The sequence below is a fragment of the Streptomyces sp. T028 genome, assembly GCF_048159505.1.
Lineage (GTDB): Bacteria > Actinomycetota > Actinomycetes > Streptomycetales > Streptomycetaceae > Streptomyces.
In genome coordinates this window covers 116866-133781 of the sequence record NZ_JBLRVZ010000012.1, presented here as the reverse complement: position 1 = coordinate 133781, position 16916 = coordinate 116866, and the positions used below count along the sequence as shown (strand labels likewise).

Below are 16916 nucleotides of genomic sequence, written 5' to 3'. Positions count from 1 at the left end.
AGTCAACTGCCGTGCCGGACCCGCTCCGCCCCCGTGCCGCTCTCCGTACCGCCGTGGTCTGGGAGGTCCTCCAGGACGCCCTGGAACGCCGGGTCAAGGCCACCGGCCGCGAGACGCTGGACGTCCTCGACACCGGCGGCGGCAGCGGCAACTTCGCGGTGCCCGTCGCCCGCCTCGGCCACCGCGTCACGGTCGTCGACCCCAGCCCCAACGCGCTCTTCGCGCTGGAGCGCCGCGCCGCCGAGGCCGGCGTCGCCGACCGGGTGCGCGGCGTCCAGGGCGATGCCCACGGCCTCTTCGACGTGGTCGAGCGAGGCGGCTACGACGCCGTCCTGTGCCACGGCGTCCTGGAGTACGTCGACGACCCCGCCGAGGGCGTCCGCAACGCCGTGGCCGCCCTGCGCTCCGAGGGCGTCCTCAGCCTCCTCGCGGCCGGCCTCGGCGGAGCCGTCCTCGCGCGGGCCCTCGCCGGTCACTTCAAGGAGGCCCGGCAGGCCCTCACCGACCCGGACGGCCGCTGGGGCAGCGGCGACCCCGTGCCGCGCCGCTTCACCGCCGAGCAGCTCACCGGGCTCGTCGAGGGCGCGGGCCTCGGCGTCACCGCCGTGCACGGCGTACGGGTCTTCGCCGACCTCGTCCCCGGCGTCCTCGTGGACACCGAGCCCGGCGCCCTCGACGCCCTCCTCAAGCTCGAGGAGGCCGCCGCGGAACTCCCCGCCTTCCACTCCGTGGCCACCCAGCTTCATGTGCTCGGTGAGACGCGGGGGACCGAGGAGGCCTGAGCACTCCCGGACCGCGCCCGCTGATCAGGGCCTGGGCGGCACATGGAGTACGCCACAGGCCCCCCGTTCGGGCGCTGTGCGCCGTATGATCGAGGGAGACCGCCCGGCATGACGGGTCGGCCGCTGGGGAATGGAAGCCTCAGCGGACCGGGACGCCCATGACGGGCTCCGGTTGGCCAATTGGCGTAGAGGGGCGGGTTTCACGGGGGCGAATCCCTGCCTATCCTGAAGGGACCCCCGAGTCGCCCCGGCGACTGCACGATGAGGAGGACTCCGTGCCGCTCTCGGAGCACGAGCAGCGCATGCTCGAGCAGATGGAGCGAGCGCTGTACGCCGAAGATCCCAAGTTCGCGTCGGCGCTCGAGGGAAGCGGGCTGCGTACGTACACCCGGCGGCGGGTCTACCAGGCGGTCGCGGGCTTCCTCGTGGGTATCGCGCTCCTCATGGCGGGAATGGTCGCCAAGCAGGTGTGGCTCAGCGTGGTGGGCTTCCTCGTCATGCTGGGCTGTGCGGTGCTCGCCGTCACCGGCTGGCGCAAGGCCCCCAAGCCGGGCGAACACCCGGCGGGCGGCCATCACACACGTGGCCAGGGACGGCAGAAGCGCTCACTGATGGACCGGATCGAGCAGCGCTGGCAGCGCCGCCGAGACGAGCAGGGCGGCCACTGACCGGCCCCCACCCCGGAACAGCGTTGAAATGTTGAGGGGGTGACCACCCACCGGGTGGGTCACCCCCTCAACATTGCTTCGGGCTCCGGGAGGGGGTGCCTTCCGCAGCCGGTCGTCCCGCGTGGGACGACCGACTCGGCCTACCCGCTCGACTGGCCCGAAGGGCGTCGGCGCAGCAGGCTCGCCAGCTGGGCCGCCCGGGTCGCCCAGGACGCCTTGAGGGCCGTCCAGCGGTCGGCGAGGTCCCAGACCGCCCGCATGGCCGAGCGGGGTGCCACGACCGCCCGTACCCGCGTGTTCCAGCTGACCCTCGCCCGCAGCGCCGTCCGCATCCGGCGGACGTCCTCGGACAGCCCTGCCTCGGCCTGTGGACGCGGAGAGAACAGCACCTGCTCCACGGCACCCGCCACCCGGTGCACCGATCCGGCCACCGTCTCGTCCAGCTCCCCTATCCGCGCGATCCGCGCCGCCGCCCGCCGGGGGGTCAGCGCGTCGTCCGGCTCGATGCCGTAGTCCCAGGCCGTGTCGATGAGCTCGCGCCACACCGCCAGCACATACGCCGTCGCGGCCTCAGCCACCTCCTGGGACGGCTCGTCCAGCAGCACCGCGGAACCGGCGGTCTCCGCCGCAAGGTCGTCCGTGCCGCCGGTCGGATGCCGGCCGCCGGCCACCGCGGCCACCGCGTGCCGCGCCGACGCCAGCCGCACCGACCGCCGCCGCAGCCGCCACAGCATCGGCAGCAACGGCACCGTCAGCGCCAGGGCCCCCAGCAGGATCCAGCCGACCGTCGCGTACACCGGAGTGCCCTGGTCGCTCTGCTCCGCCTCGTCCAGCGGCAGCGCCGCACCACAGCCCTCGAGCTTCTTGTCCTGCGCCGAGCAGCTCGCGCTCGTCGAGGGCGCGGCCGACGGGGCCGCGCCCGCGGACTCGGAGGACTGCGGCAGGTCGGGGGTGTCCGAGTCCGAGGTGTCCGGCACCGTGTACGGAGGCGTCGTACCGCGGGTCGGGGTCGGCTCGAAGCGGGTCCAGCCCACGCCCTGGAAGTACAGCTCGGGCCAGGCGTGCGCGTCCTTCAGACTCACCGCCACCGAACCGTCCGCCTGCGGGGAACCCGGCGCGAAGCCCACCGCGACCCGGGCCGGTATGCCCAGGGTGCGGGCCATCGCCGCCATCGCGAACGAGAAGTGGACGCAGAAGCCCTGCTTGTTCCGCAGGAAGCGGGCGATCGCGTCGCGTCCGGAGCCGACCTCCACATCGGTGTCGTACTCGAAACCGCCCGTCACCGCGAAGTAGTCCTGCAGCGCGATCGCCTTCGCGGAGTCGCTCGTCGCGCCCTTGGTGATCTCCTCGGCCTGGCGCGCCACCACCTTCGGCAGCGAGTCGGGCACCTTGGTGTACTCGTCCCTGATCGAGCTCGGTGCCTCGGGCGCCGCCGCCAGCTGCTCCGCCGTCGGCTGCACGTCGAGGCTCGTCACCTCGTACGTCTTGCCGCTGGTGTCCTCGCCGTGGTCGCCGACGAGGGTCATGCCGACCGGTTCGTACCGCCAGTTGCCCTTGATGTCCACGCTGCTCGGCGGATACGGCATCGGCAGCCAGTCCTGGGCGTAGCCGTCGGCGGCCGAGATCCGGGTGGAGATCACCGTGCGCTCGACGTCGGGCCCCAGACCGGTGGGCGTGGGGAACTCGTTCGGCACGGTCACGATGTGGCGCTTGGACGGCTTCCACGTGGTGCCGTCGAAGTCGTCCAGGGACACGATCCGCAGATACATGTCCGACAGGTCGCTGGCGTTGGTGTTCAGCGTCAGGACCGTGCGGTCCTCGTTGACGTTCAGGCTGTCGCGCAGCGACACGACCGGGTTGACCGCGGAGATCGTGCCCCCGCTGCCGTTGCCCGAGCCCACGCCCGTCCCGGCGCCGGCCAGCAGTCCGCCCTGGATCGCCGGCAGGGGCAGCAGCGGCACCACCAGGGCCACGCCCAGCGCGGCCATGCCGATGCGCCGCCCGGTGCGCACCGGTGCCACCGCCCCCGGCTGACCGCCCGGGCTGCGCGGGGCGCCCGCGAAGACCCGGCCCCACTGGGCGAGCCGCTCGCGGCCCTCGGCCAGCAGCAGCATCAGATAGCCGACCGCGGCGAGAAGGAACCACACCCAGTCGCTCGACCCGTTGGAGAGTCCCGCGGCCACCGAGTACAGCGCGAGCAGCGGCAGACCGGCCGGGGCGGCGTTGCGGAAGGTCACCGCGAGGGTGTCCACCGCCAGGCCGATCACCAGCACACCGCCGACCATCATCAGCCGGATGCCGTCGGACAGCGGGGCCGGGATCGCGTACTGCCCGACATCCTCGGCGCCCGCCTGGAACAGCTCCCCGAAGTGCCGCAGCGCCTCCGGGCCGGGGACGACTCCGAGCAGGGCCTGCTCCCGGGCGAAGACCAGCGTGAGCAGCAGCAGCGTGACCAGCGTCTGGGCGGCCACCGTCAGCGGCCTGGCCAGCGGCACCCGGCGCGCGGCCGCGCCCACCCCGGACTGGATCGCCAGCAGCACCGCCGCCTGCAGGATCCAGGTCGCCGGATCGACCAGGGGCAGCAGGGCGCACGCCGCCAGCAGCGTGGCCGCCGCCGAGCACAGCGTCAGCCGAGCCCGTCCGCTCATGATCCCGCCTCCCCCGCACGTGTCCCGCCCGCCGCAATGGCCCCCGCCCGCTCGCGGTCGGCCTGACGCCACAGCTCGCTCAGCGAGGTGCCCCGCGGCACGCTCAGGACGGTCCAGCCCGCCTCGCGCAGCAACCGCAGCCGCTCCTCCTGCCTGTTCATCGGATGAGCCATGCCGTTCGGTTCACGCCCCCACGTGTCGCTGTCCAGCAGGAAGGCGACCGCGCCCCCGCTGCGCTGGCGCATCTTCGCGGCGATCGCCGCCTGCTCCTCGTCGATGTCGCCGAGGAACGCCACCAGCAGCCCCTCGCCGCCGCCGCGCAGCACGTCGTACGCCCGCGACAGGCTCGCGCCGTCGGAGTGGTCGACCACCGCGAGGGTGTCCATCATCAGCCCGGCCGCGTCCGCCGACCCCTGGCTGGCCCCGGCGAACCCGTCGGCGCCCTCCCCGGGCACCGACGTGCCGGTGTCCGTGAGCAGCCGTACCGAGAAGCCCCGTTCCAGCATGTGCACCAGCACGGACGCGGCGCCCGAGACGGCCCACTCGAAGGCCGAGTCCGGGCCGGCACCCGCGTAGGCCACGCCCCGGGTGTCCAGCAGCACCGTGCAGCGGGCCCGCTGGGGCTGCTCCTCGCGGCGCACCATCAGCTCGCCGTAGCGGGCGGTCGAACGCCAGTGCACCCGGCGCAGGTCGTCGCCGTAGCGGTAGCCGCGCGGGATCACGTCGTCGTCGCCGGCCAGGGCCAGTGAGCGCTGCCGTCCGTCGCCGTACCCCTTGGCCTCGCCGCTCAGCCGCACCGGCGGCAGCTCCTCGACGCGCGGGATCACCGTCAGCGTGTCGTACGTCGAGAAGGCCCGGGTCAGCTCACACATGCCGAACGGGTCGCTCAGCCGCAGCTGGAGCGGGCCCAGCGGATAGCGGCCGCGCAGATCGGAGCGGACCCGGTAGGACACCTCGCGCCGGCCGCCCGCCTCGACCCGGTCCAGGACGAACCGGGGGCGCGGGCCGAGGACGTAGGGCACCTTGTCCTGGAGCATCAGCAGACCGGTGGGCAGCCGCGAGACGTTGTCCATCCGCAGATGGACGCGGGCCTCGCTGCCGGCCGGTACGCGCGCGGGGGCCAGCCGGCGGCTGCCGGCGACCCGGTAGCGGGTGCGGTAGACGACGGCCGCGCAGATCAGCGGCAGCACGGCCAGCAGCAGCCCGACCCGCAGCAGGTTGGGCTGACCGAGCACATAGGCGCAGACGGCGGCGGCTATGCCGGCCGCCAGGAAGGAGCGCCCGCGGGTGGTCAGACCCGCCAGGGCGGTCCGGGCGCCGCTCTTCTCCGCGCGGCCGCCCTGGGGCTGTCCGGTCTGCCCGGTCCCCCCGGTGGTCATCAGATCCTCCGCGGCGGCTGCTGCGGGTACGCGGGCGCGTTCTGGCCCAGGCCGCCGTAGGTGTGCTGCTGGCCGCCGGTGGGCACCGGGGTGCGCTGCAGGATCTCCTCGACGACCTGCTCCGCCGTGCGGCGGTTGAGCTGCGCCTGCGCGGTGGGCAGGAGGCGGTGGGCCAGGACCGCCACGGCGAGGTTCTGCACGTCGTCCGGCAGCGCGTAGTCCCGGCCGCCGAGGGCGGCGGACGCCTTCGCCGCGCGCAGCAGGTGCAGCGTCGCGCGCGGCGAGGCGCCGAGTCTGAGATCCGGGTGGGTGCGGGTGGCGGCGACCAGGTCGACCGCGTACCGGCGAACCGATTCGGCGACATGGACCGTGCGGACGGCGTCGATCAGCTTCACGATCTCGTGCGCGTGGGCGACCGGCTGGAGGTCGTCCAGCGGGCTGACCTCGCCGTGCACGTCGAGCATCTGCAGTTCGGCCTCCGGGCTCGGATAGCCGATGGAGACCCGGGCCATGAAACGGTCGCGCTGGGCCTCGGGCAGCGGGTAGGTGCCCTCCATCTCGACCGGGTTCTGCGTGGCCACCACCATGAAGGGACTGGGCAGCTCGTACGTCTGCCCGTCGATGGTGACCTGGCGCTCCTCCAGGGACTCCAGGAGCGCCGACTGCGTCTTGGGCGAGGCCCGGTTGATCTCGTCGCCGATCACGATCTGGGAGAAGATCGCGCCCGGCTTGAACTCGAAGTCGCGGCGCTGCTGGTCCCAGATCGACACGCCCGTGATGTCCGAGGGCAGCAGGTCCGGCGTGAACTGGATACGGCGCACCGAACAGTCGATGGACTTCGCCAGCGCCTTGGCGAGCATCGTCTTGCCGACGCCGGGGACGTCCTCGATCAGAAGATGTCCCTCGGCGAGCAGTACGGTCAGCGAAAGCCGTACGACCTCGGGCTTGCCCTCGATCACTCCCTCCACCGAACTGCGGACTCGATCCACAGTGGCGGTCAGATCCGTGAGGCTCGCTCGCTCGTCATAGGTCGTCACCCGGCCCTCCTCGGCCCTTACATTCCTCCGGGCCGACGCTGTCTGCTGCGGACCGGCCCACCCCGAATCACGTGCGCCACCCGTGAAATGTTCGGCGTGGCGTCACAAACGCATTCTTGCTGCCGTTACCGATTCGTGTCACTCGCCTGTGGACAACTGCCCGCGATATGTCGGTTCTATGGCCTTTTGGGTGCGCCAACGGGAGAAATCAACAGCCAATCGACAGCTACCGAGGGGCGGCAACGGGGCGCTCAGGCGGGATCGATCTCGCGCAGCAAACCCGTCTGCACGTCGAACACGAAGCCGCGCACATCGTCGGCGTGCACGAGGAACGGCGAGGTCCGCACCCGCTGCATGGACTGCCGCACGTCCTGGTCCACGTCCCGGAACGACTCCACCGCCCAGGCCGGACGCTGTCCGACCTCCATCTCCAGTTCGGTGCGGAAGTCCTCGGTGATCGCCTCCAGGCCGCAGCCCGTGTGGTGGATCAGCACGATGCTGCGCGTGCCCAGCTTGCGCTGGCTGATGGTGAGCGAACGGATCACGTCGTCGGTGACCACACCGCCCGCGTTGCGGATGGTGTGACAGTCGCCCAGCTCCAGGCCGAGCGCCGCGTGCAGGTCGAGGCGGGCGTCCATGCAGGCCACGACCGCGACGTGCAGCACGGGCCGCGCGTCCATGCCGGGATCGGTGAAGGCGGCGGCGTACCGCGCGTTCGCGTCGACGAGGCGGTCGGTCACCGTGCCACCGCGTATGGCGCCTTCGGGCTCTGTGGGTACGGATGCGGAAGTCGTCATAACCATGACGGTACTGGTCACGGCTGTTGTGGTCCTGTTGTGAGAAGGGAAAAAGAGCGTCATCACGTCGTGTTTGTGAGGTAAGCCACAAGACTGAGACCGGGTCACCCGGCCGGGTGATTTCCGCCGCTCCACCGCTTCACCGCGGCGCCCGCCCGCGACGCGCAGGCCGGTTGATTGACCGCGCGACACCGTGGACTAAAGTGGCGCGAAGCGGGAGGCGGCGATCTCAACGGCGATCTCCCTGCTGGACTGAACTTCCCCGCGTGCCGCGGCAGGCCTTCCCCAGACGAGAGGGCGGGGACCCGGCGGTGCGTGTTCCCCGCCGGATCTGAGAGGGCCCAGAATCAATGGGGCGCGAAGCGCATTCGAATGAGGGTGGTGGCGGGCGACGGGTGGGACAGAGTCGACACGTCCCGGTGATGCTCCAGCGGTGCCTGGACCTGTTGGCCCCCGCCCTGCAGCGGCCCGGAGCGGTCGTCGTCGACTGCACCCTCGGTCTCGGCGGCCACAGCGAGGCCCTGCTCACGCGGTTCCCCGAGGTCCGGCTCGTCGCCCTCGACCGCGACAAGGAGGCGCTGCGGCTCTCCGGCGAGCGACTCGCCCCCTTCGGCGAGCGCGCCACCCTCGTGCACGCCGTCTACGACGAGTTGCCCGACGTACTCGAGCGGCTCGGCATCGCACACGTGCAGGCCGTCCTGTTCGACCTCGGCGTGTCGTCCATGCAGCTCGACGAGGCCGACCGGGGCTTCGCCTACGCCCAGGACGCCCCGCTCGACATGCGCATGGACCAGACGACCGGCATCAGCGCCGCAGAGGTCCTCAACACCTACCCGCCCGGCGAGCTGGTGCGGATCCTGCGCGCGTACGGCGAGGAGAAGCAGGCCAAGCGGATCGTCTCCGCGATCGTCCGCGAACGCGACAAGGAGCCCTTCACCAACAGCGCCCGGCTCGTCGAGCTGATCCGCTCCGCCCTGCCACAGGCCGCCATGCGCACCGGCGGCAACCCGGCCAAGCGCACCTTCCAGGCGCTGCGCATCGAGGTCAACGGCGAACTGTCGGTGCTGGAGCGGGCGATCCCGGCCGCCGTCGAGGCGATCGGCGTGGGCGGACGGATCGCCGTGCTGTCGTACCACTCGCTGGAGGACCGGCTGGTCAAGCAGGTCTTCGCGGCCGGCGCCGCCACCACCGCGCCGCCCGGGCTGCCCGTCGTCCCGGAGCGCTACCAGCCCCGGCTCAAGCTGCTGACCCGCGGTGCCGAACTTCCCACCGAGGAAGAGATCGCCGAGAACCGGCGCGCGGCCCCGGCCCGGCTGCGCGGGGCCGAACGCATCAGGGAGTCCATCGAATGAGGGCGCGGCGGGGGCAGGTTGGAAAGCCGGACTCGGGGGAGGGCGAGTGAGTAGGAAACCCGAACTCAAGGGGAGGGCGGCCCGGCTCGCCCGTCTGTTCCCCGCGGGGCCGCGCCAGGCGGCCCGCACCCCCTTCGTCCTCCTCGTCGTCCTCCTGCTCGGGGGCGGCCTCATCGGGCTCCTCGTGCTGAACTCCGCGCTCAGCGAGGGTGCGTTCCGGATGGACGACCTCCAGCGGGACACCAAGAACCTCACCGACGAGGAACAGGCGCTCCAGCGCGACATCGACTCCTACTCCGCCCCGGACGCCCTCCAGCGCCGCGCCCGCGAACTCGGCATGGTCCCCGGCGGCGACCCCGCCTTCCTGGACCCCGACGGCACCGTCAAGGGCGTCCCCTCGGCCGCGGCCCAGCAGTCCGCGCAGGACGCCGCCGACGTCGTACGGCCGCCCGAGGCGCTGACGCTCTCCCAGACGATCGCGACGCCGACGGCGTCACCGTCGCCCGCCCTCACCGGCGGGGCTCCCGCGCAGAGCGCGGCGCCGGCGCCGACCGCAGCCCTTCCCACGACCCCCGGCAGGTGACGGAAGTGTCCGACAGGGAACCGCCCCGCCGCCGCGTCCCCGGCCCCGCCCGGCCCTCCCGCCCGGCCTCCGCCCAGCGGCGGCCGGGCCCCGGCGCCCGCCCGGCCCGCCGTCCGGCCGCCCCGCGCCCCCCGGCCCCGCGCGCCATCCGGCTCGGCAGCCCGCGCCCCCGGCTGCGCATGGTCGGCCTCGCGCTGACCCTGGTGATGGCCGCCTTCGTCGTCCGTCTCCTCCAGGTCCAGGCCGTCGACGCCAGCACCTACGCCGCCAAGGCCGACAGGAACCGTTACGTCGGCCAGGTCCTGGCCGCCGAGCGCGGCGAGATCACCGACCGCAGCGGGATCGCCCTCGCCAGCAGCGAGGACGCGTACGACATCACCGCCGACCCCACGATGTTCAACCCCGAGAACCTGAAGATCGACGACGGCCCCGAGCAGGCCGCCGCGCTGCTCGCGCCGATCCTCGGCCAGGAGCAGTCCACGATCGTCGGGAAGCTGCGGCCCAAGGACACCAGGTCCCAGTACGCGCTGCTGGCCGTCCGGCAGACCCCGCAGGTCTGGAAGCAGATCAAGGACCTGAAGTCGGCGCTCGTCGCGAAGGCCGGCTCGGACGGCACCACGGTCAACGTCCTCGCCGGTGTCTTCTCCGTCCCCAGCAGCAAGCGCGTGTACCCCAACGGCGACCTCGCCGCCTCCGTACTGGGCTGGGTCAACGCCGAGGGCAAGGGCGGCGGCGGCATCGAGCAGGAGCTGAACGAGATCCTGTCCGGCAAGGACGGCAAGATCCGCTACGCCCAGTCCGGTGGCCGCCAGGTGCCCACCGCCGGCTCCACCGAGACCCCCGCCGTGCCCGGCTCCGACATCGAGCTGACGATCGACCGGGACATCCAGTGGGCCGCCCAGAACGCCATCACCGAGCAGGTCAAGGCGTCCAAGGCGGACCGCGGCTATGTCGTCGTCCAGGACACCCGCACCGGCGAGATCCTCGCCATGGCCAACTCGCCCGGCTTCGACCCCAACGACCTCACCACCGCCGACCCCGACGCCCTCGGCAACGCGGCCCTCCAGGACGCCTACGAGCCCGGCTCCACCGCCAAGGTCATGTCGATGGCCGCCGTCATCGAGGAGAACGTCGCCACCCCGCTCACCCATGTCGTCGTACCGAACCGGCTGCACCGCGGCGACCGGCTCTTCAAGGACGACATCGACCACGAGACCTGGAACCTCACGCTCAACGGCGTCCTCGCCAAGTCCAGCAACATCGGCACGATCCTGGCCACCGGCCAGCTCGGCAAGACCCAGGCGGAGTCCAACCGCGTCCTCTACTCCTACCTGCGCAAGTTCGGCCTCGGCAGCTACAGCGGCCTCGACTTCCCCGGCGAGACCAAGGGCATCCTCGCCGCGCCGGACACCTGGTCGACCTCGCAGCAGTACACGATTCCTTTCGGACAGGGCGTGTCGCTCAACGCGCTCCAGGCCGCCTCCGTCTACTCGACGATCGCCAACCGCGGCGTACGGATCGAGCCGACCCTGGTGCGCGGCACCGAGGGCCCCGACGGCCGCTTCACCCCCGCCTCCGCGCCCAAGAAGACCAGGGTCGTCAGCGAGAAGACGGCGAAGACCCTCGCCCAGATGCTGGAGTCGGTCGTGGACGACCAGGAGGGCACCGGCACCAAGGCGCGCATCCCCGGCTACCGCGTCGCGGGCAAGACCGGCACCGCGAACCGAGTGGATCCGGCCACCGGCAAGTACAAGGGATACACCTCGTCCTTCGCCGGTTTCGCCCCCGCGGACAAGCCCCGCGTCACCGTCTACTGCGCCATCCAGAACGCCACCCAGGGGAGCTACTTCGGCGGCCAGATCTGCGGACCCGTCTTCAAACAGGTCATGGAGTTCGCGCTGAAGACCCTGCAGATCCCGCCGACCGGGGCGAAGGCCGCCAACCTGCCCGTCACCTTCACCCCCTGACGTCCTGCTCGCTCCCGCCCGCCGATCCCCGCCCATCGCCGTTCAGCGCCGAACCAGCCAGGAACCGAGCCCGTGACCATGATCACTCCCGACCCCGGGAACCAGGTGTCCCCCGCCTCCTCGCTTCGCCCGCAGGCGGGTGGGCCCGGTACGCTCACCGCCGTGCCACACGCTGATCAGTCGCAAACCACCCAGAAGGGTCAACCCGTGACATATCCGGGATTGCCCCGGCCGGAACTGCTGCCCGCCACACCCCTCGCGGAGCTCGCCGGCCAGCTGGGTGTCACCGCCCCGGCCGCCACCGAGATCACGGGCATCACCCATGACTCGCGCGCCGTCCGCCCCGGCGACCTGTACGCCGCCCTCCCGGGCGCCCGGCTGCACGGCGCCGACTTCGTCACGCAGGCCGCCGGCCTGGGCGCGGTCGCCGTCCTCACCGATCCGACGGGCGCCGAGCGCGCCGCCGCGACCGGACTGCCGGTGCTGGTGGTGGAGGACCCGCGCGGCCGGATGGGAGAGCTGGCGGCCACGATCTACCGCCATCCGGGCCGCGACCTGCTCCAGATCGGCATCACCGGCACCTCCGGCAAGACCACCACCGCCTACCTGGTGGAGGGCGGTCTGGCGGCGACCCGCCCGGCCGGCATCATCGGCACGGTGGAGATCCGCATCGGCGACGAGCGCATCAAGTCCGAGCGCACCACCCCCGAAGCCACCGACCTCCAGGCCCTGTTCGCCGTCATGCGCGAAGGGGGCGTCGAGGCGGTCGCCATGGAGGTCTCCAGTCACGCGCTGGTCCTCGGCCGGGTCGACGGCTGCGTCTTCGACATCGCCGTCTTCAACAACCTCAGCCCGGAGCACATGGAGTTCCACTCCGACATGGAGGACTACTTCCGGGCCAAGGCACAGCTGTTCACCCTTAAACGCAGCAAACTCGGTGTGGTCAACCTCGACGACGCGTACGGCCGCCGACTCGCCCGCGAGGCCGAGGTCCCGGTCGTCACCTTCTCCGCGGAGGGCCACCCCGACGCCGACTGGCGCGCGACCGAGGTCCACATCGGCCCGATGGACTCGACGTTCACCGTCCTCGGCCCGGACGGGGTGCGGATCGCCGCCAGGGCGCCGCTGCCCGGCCCGTTCAACGTGGCCAACACCCTCGCCGCGATCGTCGCCCTCGCCGCCGCGGGACTCGACCCGCAGACCGCCGCCGACGGCGTCGCCGCCGTACCGGGCGTGCCGGGCCGCCTGGAGCGGGTGGACGCCGGCCAGCCCTATCTCGCGGTCGTCGACTACGCCCACAAGACGGACGCCGTCGAGTCGGTGCTCAAGGCACTCCGCAAGGTCACCAAGGGCCGGCTGCACGTCGTCCTCGGCTGCGGCGGCGACCGGGACCGCACCAAGCGCGCGCCGATGGGCGCCGCCGTGGCACGGCTCGCCGACACCGCCGTGCTGACCTCCGACAACCCCCGCTCCGAGGACCCCCTCGCGATCCTCGCGACCATGCTCGAAGGGGCCGCCTCCGTGCCCGCGCACGAGCGCGGCGAGGTGCTCCTGTTCGAGGACCGGGCCGCCGCGATCGCCGCCGCCGTCGCCCGCGCGCACGCCGGGGACACCGTGCTGGTCGCGGGCAAGGGCCATGAGCAGGGCCAGGACATCGCCGGGGTGGTCCGTCCGTTCGACGACCGCCAGGTGCTTCGCGAAGCTATCCAGCAGACCCAGGGATGAACTTGTGATCGCCCTCTCCCTCGCCGAGATCGCAGCAGTCGTCGGCGGGCAGACCCACGACATACCGGATCCGTCCGTGGAAGTCACCGGACCGGTCGTCCGGGACTCCCGCGAGGTGGAACCCGGAAGCCTCTTCGTCGCCTTCGTCGGCGAACGCGTCGACGGCCACGACTACGCGGCCGCGGTCGTCGAGGCGGGCGCCGCGGCCGTCCTGGCCTCGCGACCGGTCGGTGTGCCCGCGATCGTCGTGGACGACGTCCAGACCGCCCTCGGCGCCCTCGCCCGGCACGTCGTGCACAAGCTCGGCACGACCCTCGTCGCGCTCACCGGCTCGGCCGGCAAGACCAGCACCAAGGACCTCATCGCGCAGGTGCTCCGGCGCAAGGCGCCGACCGTCTTCACCCCCGGCTCCCTCAACAACGAGATCGGGCTGCCGCTGACCGCCCTGTCCGCCACCGGGGAAACCCGGTTCCTGGTCCTGGAGATGGGCGCCCGCGGCATCGGACACATCCGCTACCTCACCGATCTGACGCCCCCGAAGGTCGGCCTCGTCCTGAACGTCGGCACCGCCCACATCGGCGAGTTCGGCGGCCGCGAGCAGATCGCACAGGCAAAGGGCGAGCTGGTCGAGAGCCTTCCCGCGGCGAGCGACGGGGGCGTCGCGATCCTCAACGCCGACGACCCGTTGGTCCGGGCCATGGCCTCCCGTACGAAGGCGAAGGTGGTCCTTTTCGGAGAGTCCGGCGAAGCGGACGTACGGGCCGAGAACGTACGACTCACGGACAGCGGACAGCCCTCCTTCAGCCTTCACACACCCTCCGGGTGCAGCGATGTGACCATGCGCCTGTACGGTGAGCACCACGTGTCGAACGCGCTCGCCGCGGCAGCCGTCGCCCATGAGCTGGGCATGTCCGTAACAGAGATCGCCACCGCGCTCTCCGAGGCGGGCTCCCTCTCCCGCTGGCGGATGGAGGTCACCGAGCGCCCGGACGGCGTGACGATCGTCAACGACGCCTACAACGCGAACCCCGAGTCCATGCGAGCCGCTCTGCGCGCGCTCGCGGCAATGGGCAAGGGGAGGCGGACCTGGGCGGTGCTCGGCAAGATGGCCGAGCTCGGGGACGAGGCGCTCGCCGAGCACGACGCGGTCGGACGGCTCGCCGTCCGGCTCAACGTCAGCAAGCTCGTCGCGGTCGGGGGCAGGGAAGCCGCCTGGCTGCAACTGGGCGCATATAACGAGGGTTCGTGGGGTGAGGAGTCGGTGCACGTGTCCGACGCACAGGCGGCGGTCGACCTGTTGCGCAGCGAGCTGCGCCCGGGGGACGTCGTACTCGTGAAGGCGTCCCGTTCGGTCGGCCTCGAGAGTGTCGCGCAGGCGCTGCTCGCGACCGGTGCCGAGGGTGAGGTTTCCGCCCGATGATGAAGCAGATCCTGTTCGCAGGAGTCATTGGCCTCTTCCTGACGCTGATCGGCACGCCGCTGCTGATCAAGCTGCTCGCACGCAAGGGCTACGGCCAGTACATCCGCGACGACGGCCCGCGTGAGCACGCCAGCAAGCGCGGTACGCCGACCATGGGCGGTATCGCCTTCATCCTCGCGACGGTCGCCGCGTACTTCCTGTCCAAGGTGATCACCGGCAAGCCGCCGACCTTCACCGGCCTGCTGGTGCTGGGCCTGATGTGCGGCATGGGCCTGGTCGGCTTCCTCGACGACTACATCAAGATCGTCAAGCGGCGTTCGCTGGGTCTGCGGGCCAAGGCGAAGATGGCGGGCCAGCTGATCGTCGGCATCGCCTTCGCGGTCCTGTCGCTGCAGTTCGCGGACTCCCGCGGCAACACCCCGGCCTCCACGAAGCTGTCGTTCATCACGGACTTCGGCTGGACGATCGGCCCCGTGCTGTTCGTCGTCTGGGCGCTGTTCATGATCCTCGCGATGTCCAACGGCGTGAACCTGACCGACGGCCTGGACGGCCTCGCCACCGGCGCCTCGGTCCTCGTCTTCGGCGCGTACACGTTCATCGGCGTCTGGCAGTGGCAGGAGTCCTGCGCCAACGGCGAGACCCTCACCAACCCCAACGCCTGCTACGAGGTGCGCGATCCGCTGGACCTCGCGGTCATCTCCGCCGCGCTGATGGGCGCCTGCCTCGGCTTCCTGTGGTGGAACACGTCGCCGGCCAAGATCTTCATGGGCGACACCGGTTCGCTCGCGCTCGGCGGTGTCCTCACGGGCCTCGCCATCTGCTCCCGCACGGAGCTGCTGGTGGCGATCATGGGCGGTCTGTTCGTCCTCATCACCATGTCGGTGGTCATCCAGGTCGGCTCGTTCCGGCTGACCGGCAAGCGCGTCTTCCGGATGGCGCCGCTCCAGCACCACTTCGAGCTCAAGGGCTGGTCCGAAGTCCTTGTCGTGGTCCGATTCTGGATCATTCAGGGCATCTGTGTGATCGTGGGACTGGGTCTCTTCTACGCGGGATGGGCAGCAGAAAAGTGACCGACCGGCAGGGGCTCTCCTGGGAGGGCAAGCACGTCACGGTCGCCGGGCTCGGCGTCTCCGGCATCCCGGCGGCCAAGGTGCTGCACGGGCTCGGCGCACGCGTCACCGTCGTCAACGACGGCGACGACGCACGCGCGCGTGAGCAGGCGGCGGAACTGGAGGCGCTCGGCATCACCGTGCGCCTCGGCGACGGGGCGACCCTGCCCGAAGGCACCGAACTCATCGTCACCGCGCCCGGCTGGAAGCCCGACAAGCCGCTCTTCGCGGCGGCCGCCGAGGCGGGGGTGCCGGTCTGGGGCGACGTCGAACTCGCCTGGCGCCTGAGGGGACCCGACGCGGCCCCCTGGCTGTGCGTCACCGGCACCAACGGCAAGACGACCACCACGCAGATGCTGGCCTCCATCCTGAAGGCGGCCGGCCTGCGCACGGCGGCCGTCGGCAACATCGGCGTCTCGCTGCTCGACGCGGTCCTCGGCGACGAGGAGTACGACGTCCTGGCCGTGGAGTTGTCCAGCTACCAACTGCACTGGGCGCCCTCCCTGCGGGCGCACTCGGCGACCGTGCTGAACCTCGCGCCCGACCACCTCGACTGGCACGGCTCGATGGAGGCGTACGCGCGCGACAAGGGCCGCGTCTACGAGGGCAATCGCGTCGCCTGCGTCTACAACGTCGCCGACAAGGCCACCGAGGACCTGGTGCGCGAGGCGGACGTCGAGGAGGGCTGCCGGGCCATCGGCTTCACCCTCGGCACCCCCGGGCCGTCCCAACTCGGCGTGGTCGACGGCATCCTGGTCGACCGCGCGTTCGTCGAGAACCGGCAGAAGAACGCCCAGGAACTCGCCGAGGTCTCCGACGTCACCCCGCCCGCCCCGCACAACGTCGCCAACGCCCTTGCCGCGGCGGCCCTCGCCCGCGCCTTCGGCGTGCCTCCCACGGCCGTACGGGACGGCCTGCGGGCCTTCACCCCGGACGCCCACCGCATCGCCCACGTGGCCGACGTGGCCGGCGTCACGTACATCGACGACTCCAAGGCCACCAACACCCACGCGGCGGAAGCCTCGTTGGCGGCGTACGAGTCGATCGTGTGGATCGCGGGCGGGCTCGCCAAGGGCGCGACCTTCGACGAACTCGTCGCCAAGTCGGCACCGCGGCTGCGCGGGGTCGTCCTGATCGGCGCCGACCGCGCGCTGATCCGTGAAGCCCTCGCGCGACACGCCCCGGAAGTACCCGTCGTGGACCTCGACCGGACCGACACTGGGGCGATGCTCGCGGCGGTCCAGGAGGCCCGGCGCCTCGCCCGCGCGGGAGACACGGTGCTGCTCGCCCCGGCCTGCGCCTCCATGGACATGTTCGTCAACTACAACCAGCGCGGGGACGCGTTCGCTGAGGCGGTGCGGGAACTCGCCTGACGGCGGGTCTTTTGGAGGACGCGTGACTGTGTCGTTCGGGTGCGGGCCGTGGGGGGCTGGTCGCGCAGTTCCCCGC

At 71.8% G+C, this 16916-nt stretch carries 13 protein-coding genes; 9 read left to right on the top strand and 4 right to left on the bottom strand.

What is annotated here, in order from left to right; all coding sequences use genetic code 11:
- Positions 1 to 11 precede the first annotated feature (11 nt).
- Complete coding sequence (locus ACLZN2_RS12915; RefSeq protein WP_416978560.1) at positions 12 to 782, top strand: methyltransferase; 771 nt, start codon at positions 12 to 14, stop codon at positions 780 to 782.
- Between the two features lie 275 nt (positions 783 to 1057).
- Positions 1058 to 1450 carry a DUF3040 domain-containing protein gene (locus tag ACLZN2_RS12910; RefSeq protein ID WP_416978559.1) on the top strand — a complete coding sequence of 131 codons (393 nt, stop codon included), beginning with the start codon at positions 1058 to 1060 and terminating at the stop codon, positions 1448 to 1450.
- 140 nt (positions 1451 to 1590) lie between these two features.
- On the opposite strand, the gene ACLZN2_RS12905 is transcribed toward ACLZN2_RS12910, so the two are convergent.
- The 4 genes from ACLZN2_RS12905 to ACLZN2_RS12890 form a co-directional block, all read right to left on the bottom strand.
- The gene (locus ACLZN2_RS12905) at positions 1591 to 4098 is read right to left on the bottom strand and encodes a transglutaminaseTgpA domain-containing protein (protein ID WP_416978558.1); all 2508 of its coding nucleotides are present in this window, start codon (positions 4096 to 4098) and stop codon (positions 1591 to 1593) included.
- Positions 4095 to 5477, bottom strand: coding sequence for a DUF58 domain-containing protein (locus tag ACLZN2_RS12900; protein WP_416978557.1), 1383 nt, complete (start codon positions 5475 to 5477; stop codon positions 4095 to 4097). The genes ACLZN2_RS12905 and ACLZN2_RS12900 overlap by 4 nt, the downstream gene beginning before the upstream one ends.
- Positions 5477 to 6514, bottom strand: coding sequence for an AAA family ATPase (locus ACLZN2_RS12895; protein WP_416978556.1), 1038 nt, complete (start codon positions 6512 to 6514; stop codon positions 5477 to 5479). The genes ACLZN2_RS12900 and ACLZN2_RS12895 overlap by 1 nt, the downstream gene beginning before the upstream one ends.
- Before the next feature lie 251 nt (positions 6515 to 6765).
- Positions 6766 to 7311 carry a beta-class carbonic anhydrase gene (locus ACLZN2_RS12890; protein WP_416978555.1) on the bottom strand — a complete coding sequence of 182 codons (546 nt, stop codon included), beginning with the start codon at positions 7309 to 7311 and terminating at the stop codon, positions 6766 to 6768.
- Positions 7312 to 7706: 395 nt separating this feature from the next.
- On the opposite strand from ACLZN2_RS12890, the gene rsmH reads away from it, so the two are divergent.
- The 7 genes from rsmH (at position 7707) to murD (ending at position 16840) form a co-directional block, all read left to right on the top strand.
- On the top strand, positions 7707 to 8663 hold the full coding sequence (gene rsmH / locus ACLZN2_RS12885) for a 16S rRNA (cytosine(1402)-N(4))-methyltransferase RsmH (RefSeq protein ID WP_416978554.1): 957 nt from the start codon (positions 7707 to 7709) through the stop codon (positions 8661 to 8663).
- A gap of 46 nt (positions 8664 to 8709) precedes the next feature.
- Positions 8710 to 9246 carry a septum formation initiator family protein gene (locus ACLZN2_RS12880; RefSeq protein WP_416978553.1) on the top strand — a complete coding sequence of 179 codons (537 nt, stop codon included), beginning with the start codon at positions 8710 to 8712 and terminating at the stop codon, positions 9244 to 9246.
- A gap of 5 nt (positions 9247 to 9251) precedes the next feature.
- Positions 9252 to 11213 (top strand): peptidoglycan D,D-transpeptidase FtsI family protein, encoded by a 1962-nt coding sequence (locus tag ACLZN2_RS12875; protein WP_416978552.1) that lies wholly within the window; start codon positions 9252 to 9254, stop codon positions 11211 to 11213.
- A gap of 72 nt (positions 11214 to 11285) precedes the next feature.
- Positions 11286 to 12938, top strand: coding sequence for a UDP-N-acetylmuramoyl-L-alanyl-D-glutamate--2,6-diaminopimelate ligase (locus ACLZN2_RS12870; protein WP_416978551.1), 1653 nt, complete (start codon positions 11286 to 11288; stop codon positions 12936 to 12938).
- A 4-nt stretch (positions 12939 to 12942) separates the two neighbouring features.
- A complete protein-coding gene (locus ACLZN2_RS12865) occupies positions 12943 to 14358 on the top strand; it encodes a UDP-N-acetylmuramoyl-tripeptide--D-alanyl-D-alanine ligase (RefSeq protein ID WP_416978550.1) in 1416 nt (471 codons plus the stop codon).
- Positions 14355 to 15428 carry a phospho-N-acetylmuramoyl-pentapeptide-transferase gene (gene mraY / locus ACLZN2_RS12860; RefSeq protein ID WP_416978549.1) on the top strand — a complete coding sequence of 358 codons (1074 nt, stop codon included), beginning with the start codon at positions 14355 to 14357 and terminating at the stop codon, positions 15426 to 15428. The genes ACLZN2_RS12865 and mraY overlap by 4 nt, the downstream gene beginning before the upstream one ends.
- Positions 15410 to 16840: a UDP-N-acetylmuramoyl-L-alanine--D-glutamate ligase gene (murD, locus tag ACLZN2_RS12855; protein ID WP_416978548.1), complete on the top strand. Its 1431-nt coding sequence runs from the start codon at positions 15410 to 15412 to the stop codon at positions 16838 to 16840. The genes mraY and murD overlap by 19 nt, the downstream gene beginning before the upstream one ends.
- The last annotated feature ends 76 nt before the right edge of the window (positions 16841 to 16916 follow it).